Below are 25,131 nucleotides of genomic sequence, written 5' to 3' on the forward strand. Positions count from 1 at the left end.
GCGTAACAGGGGCAGGGCGGACGAGAGCAGCGAGGTGACTGATGGAGGCCGCGGAATCCTTTGGACCGGTACTGAGCCGGGACGAGGTGGACCGGGCGCTGGCCCGGCTCGGCGCGGAGCACGAGGCCATCGAGTCGTCGCTGCTCGCCCTCCAGGACCACGCCGGGCGCCGCCTGCTGGAGGGCGCCGAGCTGACCGGCACCACCCGGCACCGCTGGGCGGCCGCCGAGCAGACCATCACCGCGCTGTGGACGCAGTTCGAGCGCTACACCGAGGCGCTGACCACCGCCCGTGGAGTGCGGGCCCGGCGGCGCTGGCCCGGCCGGGGGGAACTGGCCGAGCTGACCGATCTGCTGCGCGGGCGCGGCGTGACGGTGGCCGGTGCGGGCGGTGGCGCGCCCGGCGGGCGGCTGGCCGAGCGGCTGAGCCTGACCGAGCTGGTGGACCGGATGAACTCCGGGTACGCCCGCGCGCTGGACGTGGTGGTCGCCGCCGACGCGGTGTGGTCCGCGCTGCCCGCCCGGATCGACCTGCTCGCCGCCGAGCTGGGCCGCATCCGCTCGCTGGCGCGGTCCGTCGGCGTCCGGCCCGGTGAGCACCCGGCCGGGGACGACCTGGCGGAGATCACCGCCGAACTCACCCGGCTGCGCCAGGAGGTGATCACCGACCCGCTGGCGTTCTGGCGGTCGGCGGGTGCCAACAGCGCGCCCGGCGGCGGCCGTCCGGACACCGACCGGTACGACCGCGCGGCCCGCGCGCTGGAGGAGGTGCGCCGGGAGATCGACGCGGTGCTCGGCGTACGGCAGGACGCCGAACAGCGCCTGGCCCGGCTGCGGGACGTGCTCTCGCGGGCCGACCGCACCCTGGCCGAGGCCCGCACGGCGCGCGGCGAGGTGCTGGCGAAGATCGCCGCGTCGGAGGTACCGGCCGTCAGCGGACCGGCCACCGCGCTGCACGAACAGCTCGCGGCAGCGGCCGAACACCGGCGCCACGCCCGGTGGAACCGGCTCTCCCCGCTGCTGGACGCCCTGGAGCAGCGCGCGGACGACGAGTTGCGGCGCGCCCGCGACCAGCTCGCCGCGGTGACGGCGCCGCTGGCGGTCCGCGCCGAGCTGCGCGGGCGGCTGGACGCGTACCGGGCCAAGGTCGCCCGGCACGGGCTGGCTGAGGAGCCGCTGCTCAGCCAGCGCTACGACGCGGCCCGCCGCATGCTGTGGAGCGCCCCGTGTGACCTGCGCGCCGCCGAACAGGCGGTGCTGCGCTACCAGCACGCGGCGACCGGCCACCTGGCCCCGGGCGGCGCGGCGGCCACGGCGGCAGGCGGCCCGGCGGACGGGGCGGACGGGGCAGGCGAGGCGCCCGGGGCGGAACGGAACGACGGCAAGGGGCAGGGCGGTTGATGACCGGGCAGGGGCACACGTGCCAGCAGCGGGACTGCGCGGGGCGGTACGAGGACGTCGGCGGCGGGCAGCTGTACTGCGACACCTGCGGTCTGTCCCCGGTGGTGGCCCCGGCGGCCGTACCGCCTCCCGGGTCCGCTGCCGCCGCGTCCGGCTGGGGCCCGGGCGCTCCCGCCGGTCCCGGCAGCGGCTCCGGCTCGCTGCCCCCGGCCCGGTCCGGCGACTTCGGGCGTAGCTCGGCCCCATCGCAGTCCTCGCGCCGCTCGGTGTCCGGACGGCTCTCCGCGCGCACCGGCTCCGGTGCGGGCGGGAACCGGATGTCGGTGCGCAGCTCACGCGGAACGTCCTCGGGCTCGTCGGGACGCCACCGGCTCGGCGCGGGCCTGGTGACGGTGCCCGAAGTGCCGCGCGCCGACCCGGCGTCGGCCGTGCTGGAGCGGGCCGAGGTGCCCGAGCGCAAGCGGTTCTGCGGCAACCCCGAGTGCGGCAGCCCGGTGGGCCGCGCCCGCGCCGGGCGGCCGGGCCGCACCGAGGGGTTTTGCACCAAGTGCGGGCAGCCCTACTCCTTCGTGCCGAAGCTGAACCCCGGTGACGTCGTGCACGGCCAGTACGAGGTGGCCGGGTGCCTGGCCCACGGCGGGCTCGGCTGGATCTACCTCGCCGTCGACAAGGCCGTCTCCGACCGCTGGGTGGTGCTCAAGGGCCTGCTGGACACCGGGGACCAGGACGCCATGGCCGCCGCGATCTCCGAACGGCGTTTCCTCGCCGAGATCGAGCACGCGGGCATCGTGCGCATCTACAACTTCGTCGAGCACCTGGACCAGCGCACCGGCAGCCTGGACGGCTACATCGTCATGGAGTACGTCGGCGGCAAGTCGCTCAAGCAGCTCGCCGAGGAGCGCCGCACGCCGCAAGGGCGGCGCGACCCGCTGCCGGTGGAGCAGGCGTGCGCGTTCGGCATCGAGGCGCTGGAGGCCATCGGCCACCTGCACAGCCGCAACCTGCTGTACTGCGACTTCAAGGTGGACAACGCCATCCAGCAGCACGACCAGCTCAAGCTGATCGACCTGGGCGCGGTGCGCCGCATGGACGACCACGAGAGCGCCGTCTACGGCACCGTGGGCTACCAGGCGCCCGAGGTGGCCGAGGTGGGGCCGTCGGTCGCCTCCGACCTCTACACCGTCGCCCGCACCCTCGCGGTGCTGACGTTCGACTTCCGCGGCTACACCAACACCTACGCCGACAGCCTGCCGCCGCCGGAGTCGGTGGAGGTGTTCGCCCGGCACGAGTCCTTCTACCGCCTGCTGGTGCGCGCCACCGACCCGGAGCCCGGGCGGCGGTTCGCGTCGGCCGCCGAGATGGCCGAGCAGCTGACCGGCGTCCTGCGGGAGGTCGTCGCCGAACGCTCCGGCCAGCCGCGGCCAGCCGTCTCCACCCTGTTCGGCCCGGAACTGCGGGTTTCGAGTACGGAGTTGCTGCCCCAGGGGGACGCGGACGCCTCCCGGCTCGGCGCCCGCCCGCCCCGGGGCCGCCGCAGCCGTCTGACGCCGGCCCAGCTGCCGCCCCTCCCTGGGGCGATGGGTCCTGTGACGGTGACGCCGCTGGACACCCGCGCGGTGGCGCTGGCCCTGCCGGTTCCCCTGGTGGACCCGGCCGACCCGAACGCCGGTTTCCTGGCCGGACTCACCGGCGCGTCAGCCGCCGACCTGGACGCCGCGCTGCGGGCGGCTCCCACCGACTCCGTCGAGCTGCGGCTGCGCGCGCTGCGGGCCCGGCTGGAGCTGACGGCCACCACACCCGGCTCCGACGCCGGTGCGGCCCAGCTCGCGGAACTGGCCAGTCGGCACCCGGAGGACTGGCGGGTGGTGTGGTACCGGGGGGTGGCGGCGCTGGTGCACGGCGACCTGGCGACCGCCGCCGTCGCCTTCGACGCCGTGTACGACGCGTTCCCCGGCGAGCCCGCGCCGAAGCTGGCGCTGGCCGTCAGCGCCGAACTGCTGGGCCAGTGGGACAACGCCGAGGAGTTCTACCGACTGGTATGGTCCACGGACCCGAACTACGTCAGCGCCGCCTTCGGACTGGCCCGGGTGCGGCTGGCCCGCGGGGACCGGGCCGGAGCCGTCGCGGCACTCCAGTCCGTGCCTGAGGCGTCCATCCACTACGTGGCCGCCCGGGTCGCGGCCGTCTCCGCCCGCCTGCGCCAGCGCGACCCGCGTGAACCGGTGTGGGCGGAGGTGCGGTCCGCCGCGACGGAGCTGGAGCAGCTGGAAGCGCTCGGTCTGGACGCCCCGCGCCGGGAGCGCCTGGCCACCGAAGTGCTGGGCACCGCCCTGGACTGGGTGCTGGCCGGACGTCCGGCCCCACCCGGCACCGCCGCACCGCACGGGCCGCTGCTGGGCAGCGCGCCGACCGAGGAGGGGCTGCGGCTCGGCCTGGAAGCCGCCTGCCGCAGACTCGCCCGGCTGGCGCAGAGCGGGACCGAGAGAATCACATGGGTGGAGCGCGCGAACCGCCTCCGCCCCAGGACTTGGGTGTGAGGATGCAGCAGCTCGACCAGTGCTCCGCTTGCCCCGGCTGTGCCGAACCGCTGGAGGAGGACGACCGTTTCTGCGGCCGGTGCGGCCTCAGCCTCGCCACGGTGCCGCGACCGACGGCCGAGACCGCCAGCACGGCAGCCACCGCCACCGCGCGGCCCCCGCAGGCCGGGGTCGCCGGCCCGGGCGCGCCAGCTCCACCGCCCCAGTCGGGCGCGCCCACCCACCAGGGCACGCCGCCCGAGCCGGGCACGCCGCCCATGGCCGTGCCGCCGCCGCCCGCGCACCCGCCCACTCCCGCCGGTCCCCCGCCGAGTACGCCGCCACCGGCCGCCGTCCCGGCGCCCGCCTCGGGTCCCCCGGCCTCCGCCGCCGAGCCCACACCCACGCTGACCGGCTTCCCCCTCGCCCCGCCCGCCGCGCGCGAGTCCCCGCGCGACCCGCGCACCGACGCCCCGGCGCCCGCCCCGCCGCAGTCCCCGCCCCCGCCGCCCCGGTCCGCGTCGGCCTGCGCCGTCTGCGGCACAGTCGGCTCGGGTGGTGACGACGCCGACGGCTACTGCGAGCACTGTGGTCACGCCTCACCCAAGGAGCGCGACCACCTGGAGCAGGAGATGCCCGGTGTCGCGGCGGTCAGCGACCGCGGGCTGCGGCACCGCCGCAACGAGGACGCCTTCACGCTCTCCGTGGCCCACCTGCCAAACGCCGCGCCCGCGGTGCTCGCGGTGGTGTGTGACGGCGTGTCGTCCTCCAGCCGGCCCGACGAGGCGTCGGCGACCGCCGCGGCGGCAGCCCGCGACGCGCTGGTCGCCGCACTCCCCCGGGGTGTGCACCCGCCGCACGCCGTGCACGAGGCGCTGGGTGCGGCGGCCCGGGCCGTGGCGGCGCTGGCCGACCCCGGGCGCGACCGCGGCTCCAACGCGCCCGCCTGCACGATCGTCGGCTCGGTCGTCGCCGGGGAGATGTTCACCGTCGGCTGGATCGGGGACAGCCGCGCCTACTGGGTACCGGAGGACCGCGCGGCGCCGCCCGCGCGGCTGACCGAGGACGACTCCTGGGCGGCGCAGATGGTGGCCGCCGGGCTGATGACCGAGGCCGACGCCTTCGCCGACCCGCGTGCTCACGCCATCACCGGCTGGCTGGGCGCGGACTCCGAGGATTTCGACCCGCACACCGCGTCCTTCATGCCCGGGGAGCCCGGGGTCGTCCTCGTGTGCACGGACGGGCTGTGGAACTACGCCGAGTCGGCGGCGGACATGGCGAAGGCGGTACCCGCCGACGCCCGGCAGCATCCGCTGCCCGCAGCCCAGCACCTGGTGCGGCACGCGCTGGAGAGCGGAGGCCACGACAACGTAACGGTGGCCGTCCTCCCGTTCCCGGCCGCGCCCGGGCGGGCAGGATCGGTCTGACGAACGACGTCCGGGGGGGCCGGGACGCCGAGGGGGGCAGGGAGGAATGGCCAGTTTCGCCAAACCGACGACGCCGCGGTTCGCGGTGGAGGTTCACCAGAACCCGTATCTGCCGGAGGGCGGCCGGGAAGTGCACGCCGTCATCACGGTGACCGCCACCGGCGGCGGGACGAGCGGCGGCCTGCCACTGCCCGCCTCCGCACAGCCCGCCGGGAGCGGCCAGCCAGCGACCCCGGCCACCGAAGCGCCCGCCCCGGCGGGCGCGGACGCCCCACGGGCCGCCGTGGTGCTGATGGTGGACTGCTCGGGCTCGATGTCCTACCCGCCGCAGAAGATCCGGCACGCCCGTGAGGCCACCGGGGCGGCGGTGGACGCGCTGCGGGACGGCGTGGCCTTCGCCATCGTCGCGGGCACGCACGAGGCGCGGGAGATCTACCCCGGTGAGGGCCGCCTAGCGGTGGCCGGCCCGGCGACCCGGGCGGACGCCAAGGCCACCCTGCGCAGGCTGCGGCCCGACGGCGGCACGGCCATCAGCACCTGGCTGTGGTGCGCCGACCGGCTGCTGACCGCCTCCGGCGCCGCCATCCGGCACGGCATCCTGCTCACCGACGGGCGCAACGAACACGAGGAACCGGGCGCGCTGCGGGCCGCGCTGGACGCCTGCTCCGGGCACTTCACCTGCGACGCGCGCGGGGTGGGCACCGACTGGGAGGTCACGGAGGTCACCGGCATCGCGACGGCGCTGCTGGGCACCGCCGACATCGTCGCCGAATCCTCCGGCCTGGCCGAGGACTTCCGCACCATGATGACGGCCGCCATGGGCAAGGGGGTGGCCGACGTCGCCCTGCGGCTGTGGACACCGGCGGGCGCGGAGATCGGCTTTGTGAAGCAGGTCGCACCGACGGTGACCGATCTCACCGACCGGCGTGCGCCCGTCGCCGCCCGGGCCGGGGACTACCCGACGGGCTCGTGGGGCGACGAGTCGCGGGACTACCACGTGTGCGTCCGCGTCCCGGCGGCCGCCGTCGGCCAGGAGATGCTCGCCGCCCGCGTCTGTCTCGTCCAGCCGCTGCCCGACGGCGGCGCCGACGTGCTCGGTCAGGGCCTGGTCCGGGCGGTGTGGACCGACGACGCGGCCGCCTCCACGGCGATCAGCCCGCAGGTCGCGCACTACACCGGGCAGGCGGAGCTGGCCCACGCCATCCAGCAGGGCCTCAGCGCCCGCAAGGCCGGGGACACCGGCGGCGCGACGACGCGCCTGGGCCGCGCCGTCCAGCTCGCGGCGGCCCTGGGCCACGCCGATACCGCCCGGCTGCTGGCGAAGGTGGTGGACGTCGTGGATGAGGCGAACGGTACTGTTCGACTGAAGACGGCGGTCGCCGAGGCCGACGAGATGACGCTGGAGACACGCTCCACCAAGACGGTCCGGGTGAAGTCCGGCTGACGTCTGGCTGACGAAGGCCACCGGCCAAACGCCGAACCGCTGGCCGAGCACCGCCGAGAACCACGAGACGACGCACTGCGCACACCGCCGCGCGGAGGGGGGAAGCCCGAGATGCCGACATGTCCGAACGGCCACCAGTCCACGTCCGAGGACTGGTGCGAGGTGTGCGGGCACCGGATGGCGGGACCGGCTCCGGCCGGGCCGGGGCCGCTGGCGCCCCCGCCGCCACAGCAGCACAGCGCCGGGGGGCACGACGGGTACGGCTATCCCAGCCCGCCCCCACCGCAGCAGGCCGGGGACGGTTACGGCTACCCGACGTCCTCAGCGCACGGCCAGCCCGCGTACGGCCACCACCCCGGCCCCGGCGTGCCCTCCGGCACCGCGCAGCACGGCGCGCCACCCCACGGCGGCCCACAGCACGGCACCGCGCAGCACAGTGAGCTGTGCCCGCAGTGCCGCACGCCGCGCGAGTCGCAGGCGCCGTTCTGCGAGGAGTGCCGGTACAACTTCCACACCCAGTCGGCCACGGCCTACGCGCCGCCCGCGCCGCCGCCCGGCTTCCTCCAGCAGAGCGCCCCGCCGGTGTACGAGGCGTCCCGGCCCTCGCGGGTGAACCGCCCGGCCGAGCCGATACCGCCACAGGCCGCGCACCAGGCACCAGCCCACCAAGCCCCAGCCCGCCAGGCGCCGCCCCAGGGAACCGCTGAACTCGGCGACTGGAACCTCGCCCCGCCGGGCGCCCCGCCCGGCCAGCGGCCCCACCCGCACGCCCCGAACCAGGGGGCGCCCGGTGCGGGGCAGCCCTCGGGCTACGGCTACCCAGCTCCCGGCGGCGCGCCGCCGGTGCCGGAGACGGGCTGGCTCGTCAGTGTCGGTCCGGACCGCGCGTACTTCTCCGCGATGATGCGGCGCAGCGGCCCGGAGGGTGCCTCGCTGAACCTCCCGGCGTACGCACCGGAGCAACAGGTGCAGCTGACCGGCGAGCAGCTCAGCATCGGCCGCAGGCGGCATTCCACGGGCGAGGCACCCGACATCGACCTCTCCCGCCCGCCGGAGGACCCGGGTGTCTCGCACCAGCACGCCCTGCTGGTGCGCCAGCCTGACGGCGGCTGGGCGGTCATCGACCAGGACTCCACCAACGGCACCACGCTCAACGGCGCCGAGGACCCGATCCAGCCGTTCGTGCCGGTACCGCTGCGCGAAGGCGACCGCGTCCACGTCGGCGCCTGGACGACGATCACCCTCCACCGCGGCTGACGCCCGCCCGTGCGCACGGCACCGGCAGGTCCGCCGTGCGCACGGTGTCCGCGTGGCCCAGTGGATGGTCAGGCGCGGCGGGACAGTTCACCGTTCGATCACATGTTCCGACGCGGTGATCGCTCGTTCCACCTCTCGGGATAGCGTCACTCCCATGAACCAACAAGCCGCGATCACCGTCGAAGGACTGCGCAAGCGGTACGGGGATGTCCAGGCGGTCGACGGGGTCTCGTTCGAGGTCGCGAGCGGCGAGTTCTACGGCATTCTCGGACCGAACGGCGCCGGAAAGACCACCACGCTGGAGATGGTCGAGGGGCTGCGCCGCCCGGACGAGGGCCGGGCGCTGCTGCTGGGCCAGCCGTCCTGGCCGCGCGACAAGCGGCTGCTGGCCCGCATCGGGGTGCAGTTGCAGGCGTCCGCGTTCTTCGAGAAGCTCACCGCCCGCGAGCAGATCCACACCTTCGCCGAGCTGTACGGCGTCCGGCGGGCGGACGCCGACGCGATGCTGGAGCGCGTCGGGCTGACCGACAAGGCCGGCGTGCGCCAGGACCAGCTCTCCGGCGGCCAGGAACAACGGCTGTCCATCGCGTGCGCGCTCGTGCACGACCCGGAGCTGGTGTTCCTGGACGAGCCGACGACGGGCCTGGACCCGCAGGCCCGGCGCAACCTGTGGGACCTGCTGCGCGACATCCAGTCCGAAGGCCGCACCGTCGTGCTGACCACGCACTACATGGACGAGGCCGAGACGCTGTGCGACCGGGTCGCCGTCATGGACCACGGCCGCGTCCTGCGCGTCGGCCCGCCCCGCGAACTGATCGGCGAGCTGGGCGTGGACTCGCTGGAGGACGTCTTCCTCCACCTGACCGGACGGGAGTACCGCGGATGACCGCGCCACGCGCCGACGCCGGGCGAAGGCACCGCACGCCGTTCGTGAGCCTGTCACGGGCCATGGCCCTGGGCCTGCTGCGCGACCGCACCGCCGTCTTCTTCCTGCTGCTCTTCCCGCTGATGTTCCTGGTGCTCTTCGGCGCCCTGTTCAAAGGCTCCGGCACGTCCGGGACGTCCGTCGTGCAGGTCGGTTCCGTCGCGGTGCTCGACGAGATGCCCGAGGAGTCCCGCGCCGCGCTGCGCGGCGTGCTGGAGGTGGCGAAGACCGACGGCTCCGAGGCCGCGCTGGACGAGGCGCTGGAGGAGGTCCGCACCGGGGACGTGGACGCGGCGGTGTTCCAGCGCGGCGACGAGATCGAGGTGCGCTACTCCGCCGCCGACCCGGTGCGCGCGGGTACCGTCCGCTCGCTGCTCAACTCGCTCGTGCAGTCCGCCAACCAGGCCGCCACCGGCCAGCCGCCCGCCTATACGCTCGCCGCGCAGCAGGTGGAGGACCAGTCCGTCAAGCCGATCCAGTACCTGACGCCGGGGCTGCTGGGCTGGGCGGTGGCGATGGGCGCCGTCTTCGGACCGGCGTTCAACCTGGTGTCCTGGCGCAAGAAGCGCATCCTGCGCCGCCTGTGGCTGGCGCCCATCGACGCCACGTCGGTGATCGGCGCCCGCGTCGGCATCACGCTGGCCTTCGCCCTCGTCCAGCTGGTGGTCTTCCTCGGCGTCGCCAGCCTCCCGTACTACGGGCTCCAGCTCACCGGCGACTGGTGGCTGGTCGTCCCGCTCGTGCTGGCCGGGACGCTGGCGTTCCTGTCCATCGGGCTGCTGGTGGGGGCGTGGGCGAAGTCGGAGGAGGCGGCCAACGGGCTGGCGCAGGTCATCGTGCTGCCCATGGCGTTCCTGTCCGGCTCGTTCTTCTCGCTGGAGGCGGCACCACCGTGGGTGCGGACCGTCTCGGACTTCCTGCCGCTGAAACACCTGGCCGAGGCGATGCAGGGGGTCTTGACCCAGGGGGAGAGCTGGGCCGCCGCGCTCCCGGTCATCGGCGGTCTCCTCGCCTTCGCGGCCCTCGTCACCCTCCTCGCCTGGCGTGTCTTCCGCTGGGACTAGGCGCTCGTCCGGCACCGTCCGCCGCACGCACGCACGCGGTGAGGCAACCGGCCTGCGACGGACCCCGCCTGGGCACGCCGGGCGGGGTCCGTCGCCGCGTTCGAGGCGGGCACACGCCGCACTGGCTTTCGCGCCTCCCGGTCGCGCGACGGCCCGCGGCCTGCGGGCGGGACCCGGACCGGGCGGGGTGACGGAGTGGGGAACGGCCACCCCCGGCGGCTCAACCCGGTGTGTTGATCATGGAGTTCGCCGCGTACACCAGGTAGTTCCACAGCTGCTTGTCCAGTTCCGGCGGCAGCTGGAGGCTGTCAACCGCGTCCCGCATGTGCCGCAGCCACGCGTCATGCGCCGCCCGGTCCACCTGGAACGGCGCGTGCCGCATCCGCAGCCGCGGGTGCCCGCGCTGGTCGCTGTAGGTGCGGGGGCCGCCCCAGTACTGCATGAGGAACAGCGCCAGGCGCTCCTCGGCCGGGCCCAGGTCCTCTTCCGGGTACATGGGGCGCAGGAGTTCGTCCCCCGCGACGCCTTCGTAGAAGCGCTTCGCCAGTCGGCGGAACGTCTCCTCGCCGCCGACCTGCTCGAAGAACGTCTGCGTCTGCAAGGTGCCTCGCGGAATCTCCATCACGTCCCCCATGGTCGCAGATCGCCCGCCCGTACCCGCCGCCCGTGAGGGAGGCGGCGCCCAGCCCCCGGGGCTACGCGGGAGTAACCGAGAGTCCCACCGGGCGGGAGGGGCGCACGGCGACGGAACCGTGCGGGGTGGACAGCCGCAGCCAGGGTCCGGCCGCCAGCAGCCCCAGCGGCTCCGGCCCGCCCAGGAAGCCCAGCGCGTGCGCGGCGTGCACGGCCCGCAGCGGCAGTCCGGTGCGCCCCAGCGGACGCGACCAGATCTCCTCGGCCAGCGCGTCCAGCCGCTGCCGCGTGCGCTCGGCCTCCGGCAGCTCCTCGGCCCGCTCGCGGAACTCCCCGACGGCGGCGGCGGCCACCGTGCGCACGGCGTCCGGCGGCAGCTCGCCGAGCCGCTCCCAGCCCCGGCGCGGCGGCATCACCCCGGCCCACGGCGGACCGGTGACGGCGGCGGGCACGCGCAGCGACGCCGCCTTCTCGTCCAGCAGCTCCAGCAGCTCCCCGGCCGCGACGGTGACGTCCAGCTCGGTACCCGCGTCCGCCTCGGCCAGCCGGGCTGTGCGCACGGCCAGCACCTCGAAGCGGGCGGGGCGGGCGAAGACGGCCGCGACGCCGCCGGCCGCCTGGATGCGCACGGCGGCGTTCTTCTCCCACCGCAGCAGCCGCTCCAGGAAGGCGGCCACGCGGACCGCCTCCCCGGGTTCAGCGAGGTGCAGGAGCTGCCGGGTCACGGAAGGTGTCATCGAGGTAGGGCTCCAGGAAGGACCGCTCGGCGTCGGAGAGCCGGCGCGGGCGGCCCTTTCGCAGGTCGAAGGGGACGATCACGGTCGCGGCCCGGGCGTACACCGTCTCCCCGTCCTTGACCTCGTAGGCGACCGTGGCCGAGGCCGCGCCGAGCTTCGTCACCCACGTCTCGATGGTCACCGGTTCGTGCCGGTGCACCAGCGGGCGCAGGTAGTCGATCTCGTGCCGGGCGACGACGGCGCCGCTCGCGAAGGACTCGGCGTCGGCCTCCCGCGCCAGCCGGAACATGAAGTCCACGCGCGCCTCTTCCAGGTAGCGCAGGAAGACGACGTTGTTGACGTGCCCGAAGGCGTCCATGTCCGACCAGCGCAGGGGGCAGGCGAAGTGGTGTCGCACGTGCGTCAGCCCCGGGTGAGCTTCTTGTAGGTGGCGCGGTGCGGACGAGCCGCCTCCGGCCCGAGCCGCTCGATCTTGTTCTTCTCGTAGGACTCGAAGTTGCCCTCGAACCAGAACCACTTGCTGTCACCCTCGTAGGCGAGGATGTGGGTGGCGACGCGGTCCAGGAACCAGCGGTCGTGGGAGACGACCACCGCGCAGCCGGGGAAGTCCAGCAGTGCGTTCTCCAGGGAGGAGAGCGTCTCGACGTCGAGGTCGTTGGTCGGCTCGTCCAGGAGCAGCAGGTTGCCGCCCTGCTTGAGGGTCAGGGCCAGGTTCAGCCGGTTGCGCTCACCGCCGGAGAGCACGCCGGCCGGCTTCTGCTGGTCCGGGCCCTTGAAGCCGAAGGCGCTGACGTAGGCGCGCGAGGGCATCTCGACGTGGCCGACGTTGATGTAGTCCAGTTCGTCGGAGACGACGGCCCACAGCGTCTTCTTGGCGTCGATGTTGGCGCGGGACTGGTCCACGTAGGAGATCTTGACCGTTTCACCGACCTTGATCTTGCCCGAGTCCGCCTCCTCCAGGCCCTGGATCATCTTGAACAGCGTGGTCTTGCCCGCGCCGTTGGGGCCGATGACGCCTACGATGCCATTGCGCGGCAGCGTGAAGGACAGGTCGTCGATGAGCACCTTGTCACCGAACGCCTTGGAGAGGTTCTCCACCTCGACGACGATGTTGCCCAGGCGCGGACCCGGCGGGATCTGGATCTCCTCGAAGTCCAGCTTCCGGGTCTTCTCCGCCTCGGCGGCCATCTCCTCGTAGCGGGCGAGGCGCGACTTGGACTTGGCCTGGCGGCCCTTGGCGTTGGAGCGCACCCACTCCAGCTCCTCCTTGAGGCGCTTGGCGCGCTTGGCGTCCTTTTGCCCCTCGACCTTCAGGCGCGCCTGCTTCGTCTCCAGGTACTTGGAGTAGTTGCCCTCGTAGGGGTAGGCGCGGCCGCGGTCGAGTTCGAGAATCCACTCGGCGACGTTGTCCAGGAAGTACCGGTCGTGGGTGATCGCCACGACGGTGCCCGCGTACTTGGCCAGGTGCTGCTCCAGCCACTGGACGGACTCGGCGTCCAGGTGGTTGGTGGGCTCGTCCAGCAACAGCAGGTCCGGCGCCTCCAGCAGCAGCTTGCACAGCGCGACGCGGCGCTTCTCACCGCCGGAGAGGTTGGTGACCGGCCAGTCGCCCGGGGGGCAGCCCAGCGCGTCCATGGCCTGCTCCAGCTGCGCGTCCAGGTCCCACGCGCCCGCGTGGTCGAGCTGCTCCTGGAGCTTGCCCATCTCCTCCATCAGCGCGTCGGTGTACTCGGTCGCCATCTGCTCGGCGATCTCGTTGAACCGGTCGAGCTTGGCCTTGGTGTCGGCCACGCCGTCCTGAACGTTCTCCAGCACGGTCTTGGACTCGTCCAGCGGCGGCTCCTGGAGCAGGATGCCCACGCTGTAGCCGGGCGAGAGGAAGGCGTCGCCGTTGGAGGGCTGTTCCAGCCCGGCCATGATCTTCAGCACCGTGGACTTGCCGGCGCCGTTGGGACCCACGACACCGATCTTCGCGCCCGGCAGGAAGTTCAGGGTGACGTCGTCGAGGATCACCTTGTCGCCGTGCGCCTTGCGCGCCTTGCGCATGGTGTAGATGAACTCAGCCAAGAGAAACCGTCCGGCAGTGAAGTAGGTGTCGGGTCGCGGCTGCGCCGCGGCGGGCCAGTTGTCCATCCTGCCGTACGGAGCGCCGTTGGCGGAAACCGGGCGCGGGGCGGGCAGGTCCGCGAAGCTTGCCGCTACCGCTCCGGCCCCGCCGATACGCCCGCCCACCGGCAGTTCCGGCTACCGCCCCCGCCGCGTCCGGGGCCTCGCCGAGGCCCGTGTGCGGCGTGGGCCTCACGGCGCGGGAGTGCCCGGGCCGCGGCGTCGGCGTCCGGTCACGGTCTGTTGCGGCCGACCGTGACGAGTGCGCCGCCGCCCAGTACCAGCAGGCCGAGCCCCACCGCCGTCAGCAGCGGCAGCTGGCCGTCGCTTCCCGTCTCCGCGAGGTTGACCCCGTGCTGGCCGGAGCTGTCGCCGCCGACGGTGACGGGCTCGCTGTGCACGCTGAGGCCCTCCTCCTGCGGCTCGGCGCTCAGCGTGGCGCAGTTCAGCACGCCAGAGAACGTCCAGGTATCTGCCTGGGCCCCCGCGATGGTGATCCGGTACGCCTGGTCCTCGCCCACCGGCACCGCGACCGTCTCGGCCGTTCCGCCCGGCACGGCGTGTTCCTCCTCCCCCAGGGTGAACGTGAACGCGGCGTCGCCCCGGTTGTCCACGGTGACCGCCAGAGCCCCGGCAACGCAGTCCGGCCGGGCGGAGACGGCCGGGGCGGCCCCCTCAGCAGCCCAGCTCGCGGTGGCCCGCGCGGTCACCGTCGCATCGCTGGAGCCAGCCACGACCTGTGCCTGACCGGCGCTGTGCACCCCGCTGTCGGCCAGGGTGCGACCGACGGGTATCTGGGTGGTGCCCTGGACCGTGAGGCTCGCGCTCGCGTCCGGCGCGTCCTCGGGCACGTCGAACCACAGCTCGGTGCCGTCCCGCGCCTGCGTCACCTCCTCGCCCCGCGCGTCCACGATGCGTACGCCGTGCCGTACGGCCTCCGGCCCGGGCGCGACGGAAACGTGGTCCGCGCCCGTTTGTACCGTCACCGGGCCAAGCGCTGCGCCCGGCCGCCCGGCGGCGGCGCGCGACCGCAGGGCCAGAGACGGCCCCGGCTCGGGGCGGGCCTCGGCCTCCTTGACCAGGTAGTCCGCCAGCTTCTCGGCGTTCGGGTCCACCGCCGTGACGTCCGGCCGCCCGCCGTCCGGCCCCAGGTCGGAGTAGCGCCAGATGGCCACCTGGGTACCGGCTGCCGCGGTCTGCGGCGTCAGTTGGCTGGCCCCGGCCCGGTCGGCGAGCGCGGCGAGATCGTCAACCTGGGGGTAGGAGTGGCGCAGAATCCACCGTATGTGCCCGGCCTCAGGGTTGTCGTGGAGCGAGGTGTCGGCCCAGGGCACCTCCTCGTACCGCGCCCCCTGCGCGGTGGAGCTGTACATGTCGATGCCGTACGTGAGCAGGCTGCCACCGCCACTGACGGACATCTCGAACAACCCGGCGGCCGTCTCCGTCGTGGCGCTGCCGTCCGTGATGACGGCGCGGCCGTGCGCCTTGAGTTTCCCCAGCGTGGCACTGGCGCCCCCAGCCCCCTCCGGGCGGGACACGGCCTCTCCCCCGGCGAGCCGTCCCTCCACAGGCTCCCCCGCCGTCAGCGCAGGCTCCGCCGCCGTGAGCGGTCGCGCCGTGAGCTCCCCCGCCGCCGCCTCACTCGCCCCCGCCGCCGTTCCCGCTGCCGCGAGCATCCCCGTGAGCAGTGCCGTCACCGCGCGACGGGCGGCAGCCCGTCGGCGTATCGCTCTCATGACTATCCCCTCGTCAGCCCCGTGGTCTTCAAAATCGTAAGGAGACAAGCTCAACACGATCCCCAACTTTCACAGTTGCTACGCGCACCGCATCGCAATCGTTATCCCCACCTCCCCCAAAACGGACTTTCCTCGCTCTTGGCTGGCTGCCGACACAGCTGCCACCGCCGCCTTCTCCGGCCGCCGCCCCGCCCCGTCAGACCGCGCGTCTCACCCCGTGGGCACCGGGGACGCGGCCCCCATGGGCGCCTCCGCCCGGGCAGCGGCCACCCGTACCCACGCCGAAGTGCCGCGCGTCAGATCGTGGCCGACGGTGGCGGCGTCGATCGTCGCGTGCGTCCAGCGCTGCCCCTCGCGCTCGCTCTCCACCACGCGCAACCGGCCGTGCACGATGACCGGTTCCCCCACCCCCACTGACGCGGTGAGGTTGTGGGCGAGCGACCGCGACGCCCATACCGTGTAGAAACTCGTGGTGCCGTCCACCCACATGCCCTGCTCGCGGTCGTACCGCCGCACATTGGACGCGAGCCGGAAGCGGACCGAGGCACCGCGCTCGGTCTCCCGGAAATCCGGCTTCGTCGCGACGTTGCCCACGACCGTCACCATCGTCTCGTTCATGCCCGAGGTCTCCTCATCCCACCGCGCCGGCCCGCCTGCCAGACCGGTCACGGACCATGGTGGGGCCATCTCCCAGATCTCGCTGAAGGCTGTGGACAGCCAAGGGGTTGTGGAAAACCCCCTCACTCACACCGGTGAATGAGGGGGTGTCAGAAGCATCCGAACGCGGCAAACGGACGCGCGGGACGCCCGGGTGTCAGCCTCCCGGCGGGCCTCCGGCCGCGACCACGTACTGGCCCCGCACCTCCCGGTACCGCAGCAGCTCCGCCGCCACCGGCTCCAGCACCCGCCCCCGGCCGCAGCCCGCCGCCAGCCAGCGCAGCCGCTGCTCCTGGGCCAGCCCGTACGCGCGGGCCGGTCCACGGGCGGCGGCCCGGCACACCCACGCCAGCAGCGGCGACCCCAGGGCGCCGCCCGCCAGCAGCGCGGCCGGAACCCACGGCTCCCCGGAGACGACGGCCACCAGGGTGCCGACGAGCCAGGCCAGCCCCACCAGCTGCACCGCGAGGAGTGCCGCCTGCCCCACCGACGCGGCGGCCCACCAGCGCGGCCGGGGCGGACGCTGCGGCAGACCGGCCTCGGCCACCGCCTCGTCCAGCGCGCTCGGCAGCCCCTCCGCGCCACGCCACGCCGCTTCCCGCACGGTGCGCGCCCACGGTTCCGGCAATCCCCGGGAGGCGTCGGCGGCCAGCGCCCGCACCGCCTCCGCGACGACCGGACGCGCGGCCGGGCGCGTCTCCTCCGTCCCCTCCACCGCGGCCGGGCCGCCCGGCGGTTCGCCCCGGCGTTCGGCTCGCCGCCGCGCGTGCCAGTGCGCCAGGCCCGCCCACGGTGTCCCGCAGGCGGCCTCGGCGTGACGCAGCCAGGTGCGCTCGGCGGTCTGGCCGACTGCCGTCGCACCCGCCGCCGTGCCCAACCGGTCCTCGAACTCCCAGCGCACCTGTTCCGTCAGCCCCAGCGGCGGCACCGGGCCATCGGCGACGTACACCGGACGCAGCCCGGCCACGGCCTGGTCCACGTCGGCCGCCAGCCGCCGGGCGGCGGCCGACCGCGCCGCTACGAACGCCGTGAGCGCGTCCCGCAGTTCGGCCACCCCCTGCCCGGTGAGCGCGGACACGGCGTGCACCTGCGCACCCGGCTCGCCGTACTCGCCGAGCGCCATGCCGTCCTCGTCCAGCACGCGGCGCACATCGCCGAGCACCTCGTCGGCGGACTCCGCGTCCAGCCGGTCCGTCTGGTTCAGCACCACGAACGTGACCTCGGCGTGCCCGGCCAGGGGCCCCAGGTAGCGCGCGTGCAGCATCGCATCGGCGTACTTCTCCGGATCGACGACCCAGATCACCGCGTCCACCAGCCGCAGCAGCCGGTCCACCTGCTCGCGGTGGCCGGGCACGGCGGAGTCGTGGTCCGGCAGGTCGATCAGCACCAGGCCGCGCAGTCCCAGGTGCGAGGCGTCGCGCAGCTGCGCCCGGCGCCGGTCGCGGTGGGAGATGCCGAGCCGGTCCAGCAGGCCCTCGGCTCCCAAGCGGTCGGAGCTGGTCTCCCACACGCAGGCGAGCGGAGACGCCGTGGTGGGCCGCCGCACCCCCGCCTCGGCCAGCTGCGTCCCGGCCAGCGCGTTGAACAGGGTGGACTTGCCGCTTCCGGTCGGCCCGGCGATCGCCACCGTGGTGTAAGCGCGCGAGAGCCGCCCCCGGGCCGCCGCCTCGTCCAGCACCCGGCTCGCCTCGGCCAGCGCCGCAGGCTCCAGCCGCGTCCGCGACAGGCCGACCAGCTCCCGCAGCGCGTTCAGCCGTTCGCCCAGCCCACTGCCGGCCCGCGGCTGCGGCGGCCGGACGGCGGCGGGCTCGCGCGGGGCGGGTGCGGGCGGCACCGGATCGGTCACCACCCCGACGGCGTCCGCGACGGCCTCGTCCAGCGCCGACCGTGGCGCGGGCGAAGGACCCTGCGGCGGGGACGGTTGCCCGGGCGCGGAGGTGGGGGAAGCGTGCGGCGTACGGAGAGACCGTGGGGTGCGCGGTGTTGGGTGCGAGTGGGGTGTGTGGGTTGTTGGCGTCATGGGCGGGGTGAGCGGCGGGTTCGACGGGGCGGGTGCGGGTGGTGGTTCGGGCATCGGCTCCCCCACTGGCGGGACAGGCGTCACCGGCACGGGCTCACTCGGAGGCGGCTTTGGCACCGGCACGTGCGGCGGCTCGGACGCGTCGTCAGGCGCCGGGGAGGTGGTAGGCCCGGCAGCGGCTCCAGGGTCATAGGCCGCACCGGTGGGCGAGGTCCCGGGCGTCGGCGCGCCGCGCTGCCCGGGCGGTGTCGCGGGCTCCGTCGCGACCTCCGGGCCGACGGCTGGCTCGGAGGTCGCGTCGTGCGCTGACAGCGACTGCGGGAGCCGCTGTGCGGGGTGCGTCGGGGACGCGGGCTCGAAGAGCGGCAATGGTTCGGCGGGAGGCACGGCTGCGGCCGGCGCAGACACCCCCTCCAGCCGCACCGGGCCGGACGGCGAAGGCTCCGCAGGCGCCGCCGCCGCACCGTACGGCGAGGGCTCACCGGGCACATACGCCCACCCGGCGTCGGGCAACGGCTCACCGTACGGCGACGGCTGCGCGCCCGCGTACGGCGACGGCTGACCCTGCTGCTCTGGAGAGTGCTCCGGGCCGGACGAAGGCAACGGCGCCGTGGACGGGACCCCGTCACCGTAGGGCAACGGCTGTGCAGACCACACCGGCTCGGAGGCTGACGAGGGGTCCGCAAACCCGTACGAGGACTCCCCGGGCGCTCCCCACCCGGCGTACGACGGCGGCGCGGTGGGCGGTGTCGGCGACGCGTACGGCGCCGGGCCGGGAGGCGGCGCCGGGTCCGCGTACGGCGGTGCGGCGGGCGGTACCCATCCGGACGGCGGCGCGTGCGGCGGAGACGGAGGAGGCGCAGGGAGCGGCCCGTGGGGCGCATCGCCCGGGGCCAGCCGAGGTTCCGCGCACCTGGCGGGGAGCGGTTCCGCCCCTGGACGGAACGGCTCGGCGTATGGCTCATCCCACTGGAGGCGGGGAGGCTGGCCGGCGGGCGCGGGCGGCCGCAGCTCGGTCAGCGGCTCCACGGGGGCGAACCCGCCCTCCCGGACGAGCGGTTCCTGAGCCACCGGCACGGGCGGCACGCCGTCCGGCGTCATCCCCTGGGGTGTCCCCCGCTCCGGCGTACCGACTTCCGGCTCACCGCTGTCCCCCACGGGCGCCCCGGACCCGGGGTGGTACAGCGCGCTGCCATCCGAAGCGGCCCACCCACCGGTCTGCGGTGCCCCGGCGTAGGACGCCCACGGGTACGGCGCGCCGCCTCCCGCCGTACCACCGGCGTCCGCATCAGCGCCACCGCGCTCAGCGCCCCCCGCGCAGACGGCGCCTGACCCGGCGCCACCCGGCCCGGTAGCGCCTGACCCGGCGTCCGTCACCGAGGTCCCGGCGGGCGCGGCGCCCGTCGGGGGTCCCGGCGCAGGCGGTGGTGGCACCGGGGAAGGCGGCGGATCGGCGGGATGGCCGTCGAGCACGGGCACCGGCTGCGGACGGACGCGCCGGGCGATGAGCCCGTCATCCCATTGACGCGTCTCGGCTTGACGCGTCTCGGCCTCGGGGGGCGGTGTGCTCGCGCCGTCCTCGCACGGCTCCCCCGACGATCCCCGCGACCCCGGTGTTCCGGGCGATCCCGGCGATCCCGTCACGTCGCTCACCTCTCCTCCTTGTGCTGCTTCTGGAGTACGGACAGCGCGGCGATCAGCTCGACCTGCTGCTCGGGGCCAGCGCCGAGTTCCTCCAGCGGGGCCAGCCGCCGTTCCCGCTCGCCGCGCAGTGCGCGGTGGGCCGCGCTCTCCAGCAGTTCGGCACCCCGCTCCCGGAGCCGGACGGTCGCGGGCGCGCCGATGATCAGTCGCAGCGCCTCGTCGGCGGCCCGGCCGCGGGGGCCGCCGAGCAGCGAGGTCGCCAGGAGTGCCGCCGTCTCCTCGCTGGTGGAGGGGCCACGGCCGTCGGCCCGGAAGGTTTCGTCGGCCAGCTCTTCCAGGCAGCGCCGCCAGCGCCGCACCAGCAGGCCCATGCGCTCACCGAGCGTGGCGCCTTCGGCGGCGGGCGGTTCGGTCAGTCCGGCGGCGCCCGGTTCGCCACGCCAGCTGCGGGCGATCCGCTCCTCGGCGCTGCCGACGGCTTCGGTGAGCAACGCCGTCAAGCCGTCGGCGCAGGCGTCGAGCAGTTCGTCGCCGCCGCTGTCCCGGGGGAAGCCCTGCCAGTGGGCGAGGGTGTCGCCCGCCAGCAGCTCGCCGCTCGCCAGGTGGCGGCGCACGCGTGCGTGGGCGGCGTCGAAGGCGTCCTCAACCTGCTGGATCAGCCGCACGGTCGCGGCGTGCTGGGCGGCGGCCGCGGCAGCCAGCTCAGGGACGCGGGTGCGCAGGGAGTCGAGGGCACCGCAGGCCGTTCGGTGTGCCGCGCGGTGCCGGGCGGACGGGTCCTGCGCACGGTGGGCCAGCCACGCCCGCAGCGGCTCCACGGCGGTGCCCGGCAGCAGGCCCCGGCCGCCGCCCGCCGACTCGGGCAGCTCCGGGATGGTGAACCGTGGCACGTCGCCAAGTCCGGCCCGCTCCAGCAGCGCCGCGTACTGCCGGGCGACGTCGGCGGCGAGCTGGTGCGGCACCCGGTCCAGCACGGTGGCGAGAGTGACGTCGTGCTCCTTGGCGGAGCGCAGCAGGTGCCAGGGGATGGCGTCGGCGTACCGGGTGGCGGTGGTGACGAGCACCCACACGTCGGCGGCGCACAGCAGTTCGGCGGCCAGTTCGCGGTTGGCGGCGACGAGGGAGTCGATGTCGGGGGCGTCCAGCACGGCGAGCCCGGCGGGCAGCGATTCCGCGCACTCCACCAGGAGGGTGCCGCCGTCCTCGCCCCCGGCCCGGGGGCGTTCCCCGCCGCCGTCCGCCGATTCACCCGGACGCGGCACGGAGACCCGGCCGAACCGGGGCAGCACGCGTCCGTCGGCGAACCAGTGCCGGTCCTCGGGGTGACAGACGAGCACGGGAACGCGCGTGGTGGGACGCAGCACCCCGGCCTCACTGACCCGGCGGCCCACCAGCGAGTTCACCAGCGTGGACTTCCCCGCGCCCGTCGAGCCGCCGATCACGGCCAGCAGCGGCGCCTGCGGCTCGCGCAGCCTGGGAACCAGGTAATTGTCCAGCTGGGCCAGCAGCTCGGCCCTGCCGCGCCGGGCCCGCTCCGCACCGGCCAGCGGCAGCGGGAAGCGGCAAGCGGCCACGCTCTCGCGCAGCCGGACCAGCGCGTCGAGCAGTTCGGTGCGTGCTTCCAAGATCACCACAAGGTGAAGAATGCCCAAATGTGCCGCTTTTTTGAAGCCCATTCAGCGGGGAACGCCCCGTTTTGACCCCTGTGGCAGAAGGCGTGCGGGAGATCAGAGGCATAACGAGTGCACAACACCCCGCCACCCCGCCGCACAAACCCATGCACGAATCGCACCCGCCTGCGATTATCGGAGCCGCTTCACGGAACCTCCACACCGTGGTGCGACGGTGAAGCACCGAGGAGCTGCCAAGGGCACCCCTATCCTTGTGCGAGCAAGGTCCACCGGGGCTCCGCCCGACGCGCGACCGTGCCGAGCCCCCGTAGCTCAGTGGATAGAGCAGGCGCCTTCTAAGCGCTTGGCCGTAGGTTCGAGTCCTACCGGGGGCGCACCGTTTTCGCAGGTCAAAGGGCACTTTAACCCGCCGCGAGATCGATTGCGGCGGGTTTTTCGTTGCCCGTCATGCCTCTTTTGCACCGATCCTCGGGCCTCTTCTCGAAACTCTGTCCCACGTACGTCCCCAGCCCGGCACTCCACCTCCGCCACACAGGCAGATCACCCACGGAAAACGCCTGCTCAGAGCACCACTGACAGTACGTCGGCTCCGGAGGACAGGCGTCCTCATAGCGCCTGCCCTGTCCTCGGCTGTTGGCCCAATCCGCTCCGCGGCTGTCGTCACCCCGCCAGCCGCACGTAGATTCACCCAGACGCGAGCCGCTCGACGTAGGTGCGGCTGGAGGGCTCCACGGATGGGGGGAACGATGGTCAGAGCTTGGACAGTCCGCGGGGGCCAGTATGGCGAGCGCGAAGAGCTAGCGCTGGACGAAGGTGTGGTGATCGCCGGCTGGGAGGAGGTCGGGGATCTGAGCGGCTGCGCGTCGATCGCCGATGTGGGAGAGGTTCTGGCGCGGGCCTACCCGGAGGAGCCGGCCGGCCGGGTGGACAACTGGAAGCACCAGCTGTGGCGCTTCATCACGATGGAGACCGGAGATCTGGTCGTGATGCCCCGCAAGTTCCTGGGAGTCGTCGCCATCGGACGACTGACCGGCGGATATGAGTACCGGAGCGAGGCTGCCCCAGGCTTCCGGCACACGCGCAAGGTGGAGTGGGTGCGCAGCCAGGTCGAGCGGGCGGCGATCGTCGGCGACCTCCGCGACAGCATCGGCGCGTTCCTGACCGTGAGCGAGCTGAGCCGCCGTGACGCGGCACACCGTGTCGAGACGCTGGCCCAGACCGGCGTCGACCCGGGCTACAAGGGCGCCGTGGAACCGCCCGCGGACCCCGAGGCGCTCGAGCAGGATGTGCGCGACGAGGGGACCCGACAGCTGACCGCCCGGGACCTGATCGGCCTGTGGGGGTGGCAGAGGCGCACCGGTGACGTCATCGACCTCGTCGACAGGGAGCTCGCGGCTCGCGGTCTGCAGGTGGCACCGCACTTCACGGAGGTGCAGCTCGACGGCCTGATCACGGTCTCCGTGGAGGAGACCACGCTGACCGGAGAGACGGTGCAGGAGTCACCGGGGACAGAGCTTGGCCATACACCCACAAGGGTGGCGGGCGAGGACCTGAGTAGACACTGGCGTATCGGCAGCCTCCCCTTCGCTCGGGATGTGGTGACAGTCGGCTTCGACGAGCCGCTGAGTCGCGCCATCACGCGCATGGTGCAAGGCGACTTCTCACAGCTTCCGGTGGTGAACCGGAACAACGTGCTGCGAGGGGTCGTCACCTGGGAGAGCATTGCCCGAGCCCAGCTGGGTCATCGCGGCACGACCATAGCCGCGGCCCTGAACCCCCACCCGCTCACCGCTCAGGAACAGGAAGAGCTGTTCGTCCGCATCGACGACATCCAGCGCCACGGATTCCTCATCGTCACCGACGGCGACAACCTCGTGCTCGGCATCCTCACCGCATCCGACTTGGCCGATCAGCTCAAACTACGGGTCGAGCCGTTCATCCTCCTCGGCGAGGCAGAACGGCGCCTGCGCCGCCTCACCGACCGGCTGCCCGTGGACGAGCTGCCCACCGGTTCGGGAGTGCGCAAGACGCGCGCCGCAGGCAAGTACCTCACTCTCGGCCAGTACCCGGAAATCCTCAAGGACGATACCTGCTGGGCGACGTTGGCATGGCCGTACGAGCAGGACGACCTCGTGCGCCGGGTCACCGCCGTCAAGGAGTACCGGAACGAACTCGCTCACTGGGACATGGACGCTCCGGAGACGAAGACCGCGGCTCTGACGGAGACCAAGCAGCTGCTGAGCCTGTTGAAGCTGATCGACCACGATCCACGGCCATGAGGGGCTGACCACCCTGGGCCGGGTCGTCCGCCTGTCAGGCGCCCGGCTCAGGATCGTCGAAGCCGAGCTCGATCACGGCGAGCGCCTCGGCGATCTCGACCGCCAACTCGTCTTCCGGCCCACTGACCAGGACCACGTCCTGATACAGCGGCTCCAGCACCTCTCTGGCCTCCGCCGTCCGCCCCTGCGCAAGCAGCAGCATGCCGATGTTGTGCCGGAGCTCCACCGCTTCTTCGCTGGCGTCGCTGTCAACAGCCCTTACAACGTCCAGCACTTCCGTCAGCTGTGCCAGCGCGTCGGTGACCATGCCGAGTTCGGCGCGGCACCGGGCGGCCTGGGCACGACAGGCACGGGCCTGTTCACTGGTCGGCCCGGCGATACGGGCGTACGCGTCGGCGAGGGTGTCGAACTCGGGTCGCGCGGCGCGGTAGTCACCACCGAGCAGGCGCACCGCGGCTCGCTGCCTGCGCAGTGCCAGCACGGCCCTGTTCTCCGGGCCGAGCGCGCGGGCCGCAGGTTCGATGACCTCGCCGAGCACATCGACTGCCTGCGCGAACCGTTCCTCCATGATGAGAAGGTCTGCCTGGTCACGGGCTGCCCTGAGGTCCGCGCGCAACTGGGCCGGCACGGGCTGCGGGAGGACGGGGGCCGGTCGGTCGGCGGCGGGCGCCTGTTCACGAGCCCGGGGTGCGTAGGGCTTACGGTAGAGAGCGGTCGGATCAGGTACACCGGATGGCCCCTGCTCACCGCCTACGGCTGTCTCATCGCCGGGCAGCGGCAAGAACGGGAGCAGCCTCTCATACACCTCTTGGGTGTCGGCGGGCCGTTCTTCGGGGGCCTTACCCAGCAGGCACAGGACCAGTTCCTCCAGAGCCTGGGGCACCTCAGGGCGCAGCTGCCTCAGGGGCAGGGGATCTTCGCTCACGTGCTGGTACATCAGGCCGAACTCGTCGCCGGCGGTGAACAGCAGCCGCCCACTAAGCAGTTCGTGCAGGACGCAGCCGAGTGCGTAGAGGTCCGTCTGCGGAGTGATCGTGCCGCCACGTACTTGCTCGGGAGCCATGTACTGGTACGTGCCGATGGGCGTCCCCGTGGCGGTCAGCTTCGTGACGTCCGTACGGAGAATGGCGGCGATACCGAAATCCAGGACCTTCACCGTGCCGTCGCGGGCGACGAGAATGTTGGACGGCTTCAGGTCACGGTGGATCACCGGGACTTGATGGGCGTGCGACAGCACTGTCGCGACCTGTGCGGCCACGGCTGCCGCCCAGCCGATCGGCAGCGGACGCGCCGGATTGACGTACCGGCCCAGCGAGACGCCGTCGACGAGTTCCATCACCAGGGACAGCCGTTCCAGCGAGGCGTCGAGCACCGCGTCGTACACCTGGGGCACGCCGGGATGCTGGATGCGCGCGGTGATCCTGGCCTCGCGCTTGAAGCGCTTGGCGAACTCCTCGGCCAGGTGCGGGGCCGCGACCAGCGATGCTTGCCGAAGCAGCTTCACGGCCACCGGTCGGTCGAGCACGGTGTCGTAGCCGCGCCAGACGTCGCCCATGCCGCCGTGGTCAAGCTCCTCGAGGAGTTCGTAGCGGTCGGAGATGGGCTCGGGGGGCACGGTGCTCTCACTTCCTGCGCTGGTGACCGTGTGTCGGCGT

The 25,131-nt window shown here is 73.7% G+C and carries 17 protein-coding genes and 1 tRNA gene; 9 read left to right on the forward strand and 9 right to left on the reverse strand.

From position 1 onward, the window contains the following. The first annotated feature begins 41 nt into the window (after positions 1 to 41). From JJV70_RS03275 to JJV70_RS03305, 7 genes are all read left to right on the forward strand, one after another. Complete coding sequence (locus tag JJV70_RS03275) at positions 42 to 1,400, forward strand: hypothetical protein (RefSeq protein ID WP_219046114.1); 1,359 nt, start codon at positions 42 to 44, stop codon at positions 1,398 to 1,400. Further along, positions 1,400 to 3,937: a serine/threonine-protein kinase gene (locus tag JJV70_RS03280; RefSeq protein ID WP_219046115.1), complete on the forward strand. Its 2,538-nt coding sequence runs from the start codon at positions 1,400 to 1,402 to the stop codon at positions 3,935 to 3,937. Before JJV70_RS03275 ends, JJV70_RS03280 begins: the two co-directional genes overlap by 1 nt. A gap of 2 nt (positions 3,938 to 3,939) precedes the next feature. Then, positions 3,940 to 5,343 carry a PP2C family serine/threonine-protein phosphatase gene (locus JJV70_RS03285; RefSeq protein WP_219046187.1) on the forward strand — a complete coding sequence of 468 codons (1,404 nt, stop codon included), beginning with the start codon at positions 3,940 to 3,942 and terminating at the stop codon, positions 5,341 to 5,343. 46 nt (positions 5,344 to 5,389) lie between these two features. Continuing rightward, positions 5,390 to 6,787: a VWA domain-containing protein gene (locus tag JJV70_RS03290; RefSeq protein ID WP_219046116.1), complete on the forward strand. Its 1,398-nt coding sequence runs from the start codon at positions 5,390 to 5,392 to the stop codon at positions 6,785 to 6,787. A 111-nt stretch (positions 6,788 to 6,898) separates the two neighbouring features. Continuing rightward, positions 6,899 to 8,044 carry an FHA domain-containing protein gene (locus JJV70_RS03295; protein WP_219046118.1) on the forward strand — a complete coding sequence of 382 codons (1,146 nt, stop codon included), beginning with the start codon at positions 6,899 to 6,901 and terminating at the stop codon, positions 8,042 to 8,044. A gap of 154 nt (positions 8,045 to 8,198) precedes the next feature. Beyond that, positions 8,199 to 8,930: an ABC transporter ATP-binding protein gene (locus JJV70_RS03300; protein ID WP_219046120.1), complete on the forward strand. Its 732-nt coding sequence runs from the start codon at positions 8,199 to 8,201 to the stop codon at positions 8,928 to 8,930. Then, positions 8,927 to 10,033: an ABC transporter permease gene (locus JJV70_RS03305; protein WP_257573226.1), complete on the forward strand. Its 1,107-nt coding sequence runs from the start codon at positions 8,927 to 8,929 to the stop codon at positions 10,031 to 10,033. Before JJV70_RS03300 ends, JJV70_RS03305 begins: the two co-directional genes overlap by 4 nt. Positions 10,034 to 10,253: 220 nt before the next feature. Here JJV70_RS03305 and JJV70_RS03310 read toward each other — a convergent pair whose 3' ends face one another. The 8 genes from JJV70_RS03310 to JJV70_RS03345 all read right to left on the reverse strand — a co-directional run bounded on the left by JJV70_RS03310 (position 10,254) and on the right by JJV70_RS03345 (position 21,200). Then, complete coding sequence (locus JJV70_RS03310) at positions 10,254 to 10,658, reverse strand: globin (protein WP_308294658.1); 405 nt, start codon at positions 10,656 to 10,658, stop codon at positions 10,254 to 10,256. Positions 10,659 to 10,728: 70 nt separating this feature from the next. Then, on the reverse strand, positions 10,729 to 11,403 hold the full coding sequence (locus JJV70_RS03315; RefSeq protein WP_219046123.1) for a hypothetical protein: 675 nt from the start codon (positions 11,401 to 11,403) through the stop codon (positions 10,729 to 10,731). After that, on the reverse strand, positions 11,363 to 11,800 hold the full coding sequence (locus JJV70_RS03320; RefSeq protein WP_219046125.1) for a thioesterase family protein: 438 nt from the start codon (positions 11,798 to 11,800) through the stop codon (positions 11,363 to 11,365). Before JJV70_RS03320 ends, JJV70_RS03315 begins: the two co-directional genes overlap by 41 nt. A gap of 5 nt (positions 11,801 to 11,805) precedes the next feature. Beyond that, positions 11,806 to 13,470, reverse strand: coding sequence for an energy-dependent translational throttle protein EttA (gene ettA, locus JJV70_RS03325; protein WP_219046127.1), 1,665 nt, complete (start codon positions 13,468 to 13,470; stop codon positions 11,806 to 11,808). Positions 13,471 to 13,742: 272 nt separating this feature from the next. Beyond that, entirely contained in the window at positions 13,743 to 15,047 is a 1,305-nt protein-coding gene (locus tag JJV70_RS03330) for a thioester domain-containing protein (protein ID WP_308294659.1), read from the reverse strand. A 408-nt stretch (positions 15,048 to 15,455) separates the two neighbouring features. Next, positions 15,456 to 15,863, reverse strand: coding sequence for a single-stranded DNA-binding protein (locus JJV70_RS03335; RefSeq protein WP_219046129.1), 408 nt, complete (start codon positions 15,861 to 15,863; stop codon positions 15,456 to 15,458). A 196-nt stretch (positions 15,864 to 16,059) separates the two neighbouring features. Continuing rightward, on the reverse strand, positions 16,060 to 17,748 hold the full coding sequence (locus JJV70_RS03340; protein ID WP_308294660.1) for a GTP-binding protein: 1,689 nt from the start codon (positions 17,746 to 17,748) through the stop codon (positions 16,060 to 16,062). Positions 17,749 to 19,571: 1,823 nt separating this feature from the next. Then, positions 19,572 to 21,200 (reverse strand): dynamin family protein, encoded by a 1,629-nt coding sequence (locus tag JJV70_RS03345; RefSeq protein WP_219046131.1) that lies wholly within the window; start codon positions 21,198 to 21,200, stop codon positions 19,572 to 19,574. Between the two features lie 298 nt (positions 21,201 to 21,498). On the opposite strand from JJV70_RS03345, the gene JJV70_RS03350 reads away from it, so the two are divergent. Together JJV70_RS03350 and JJV70_RS03355 are read left to right on the forward strand one after the other, a co-directional pair. Next, positions 21,499 to 21,571, forward strand: a tRNA-Arg gene (locus JJV70_RS03350). A gap of 441 nt (positions 21,572 to 22,012) precedes the next feature. Beyond that, on the forward strand, positions 22,013 to 23,476 hold the full coding sequence (locus tag JJV70_RS03355; RefSeq protein WP_219046132.1) for a CBS domain-containing protein: 1,464 nt from the start codon (positions 22,013 to 22,015) through the stop codon (positions 23,474 to 23,476). A gap of 34 nt (positions 23,477 to 23,510) precedes the next feature. On the opposite strand, the gene JJV70_RS03360 is transcribed toward JJV70_RS03355, so the two are convergent. Continuing rightward, positions 23,511 to 25,091 (reverse strand): serine/threonine-protein kinase, encoded by a 1,581-nt coding sequence (locus tag JJV70_RS03360; RefSeq protein WP_219046133.1) that lies wholly within the window; start codon positions 25,089 to 25,091, stop codon positions 23,511 to 23,513. Positions 25,092 to 25,131 lie beyond the last annotated feature (40 nt).

Source organism: Streptomyces sp. JJ66, assembly GCF_019303495.1.
Lineage (GTDB): Bacteria > Actinomycetota > Actinomycetes > Streptomycetales > Streptomycetaceae > Streptomyces.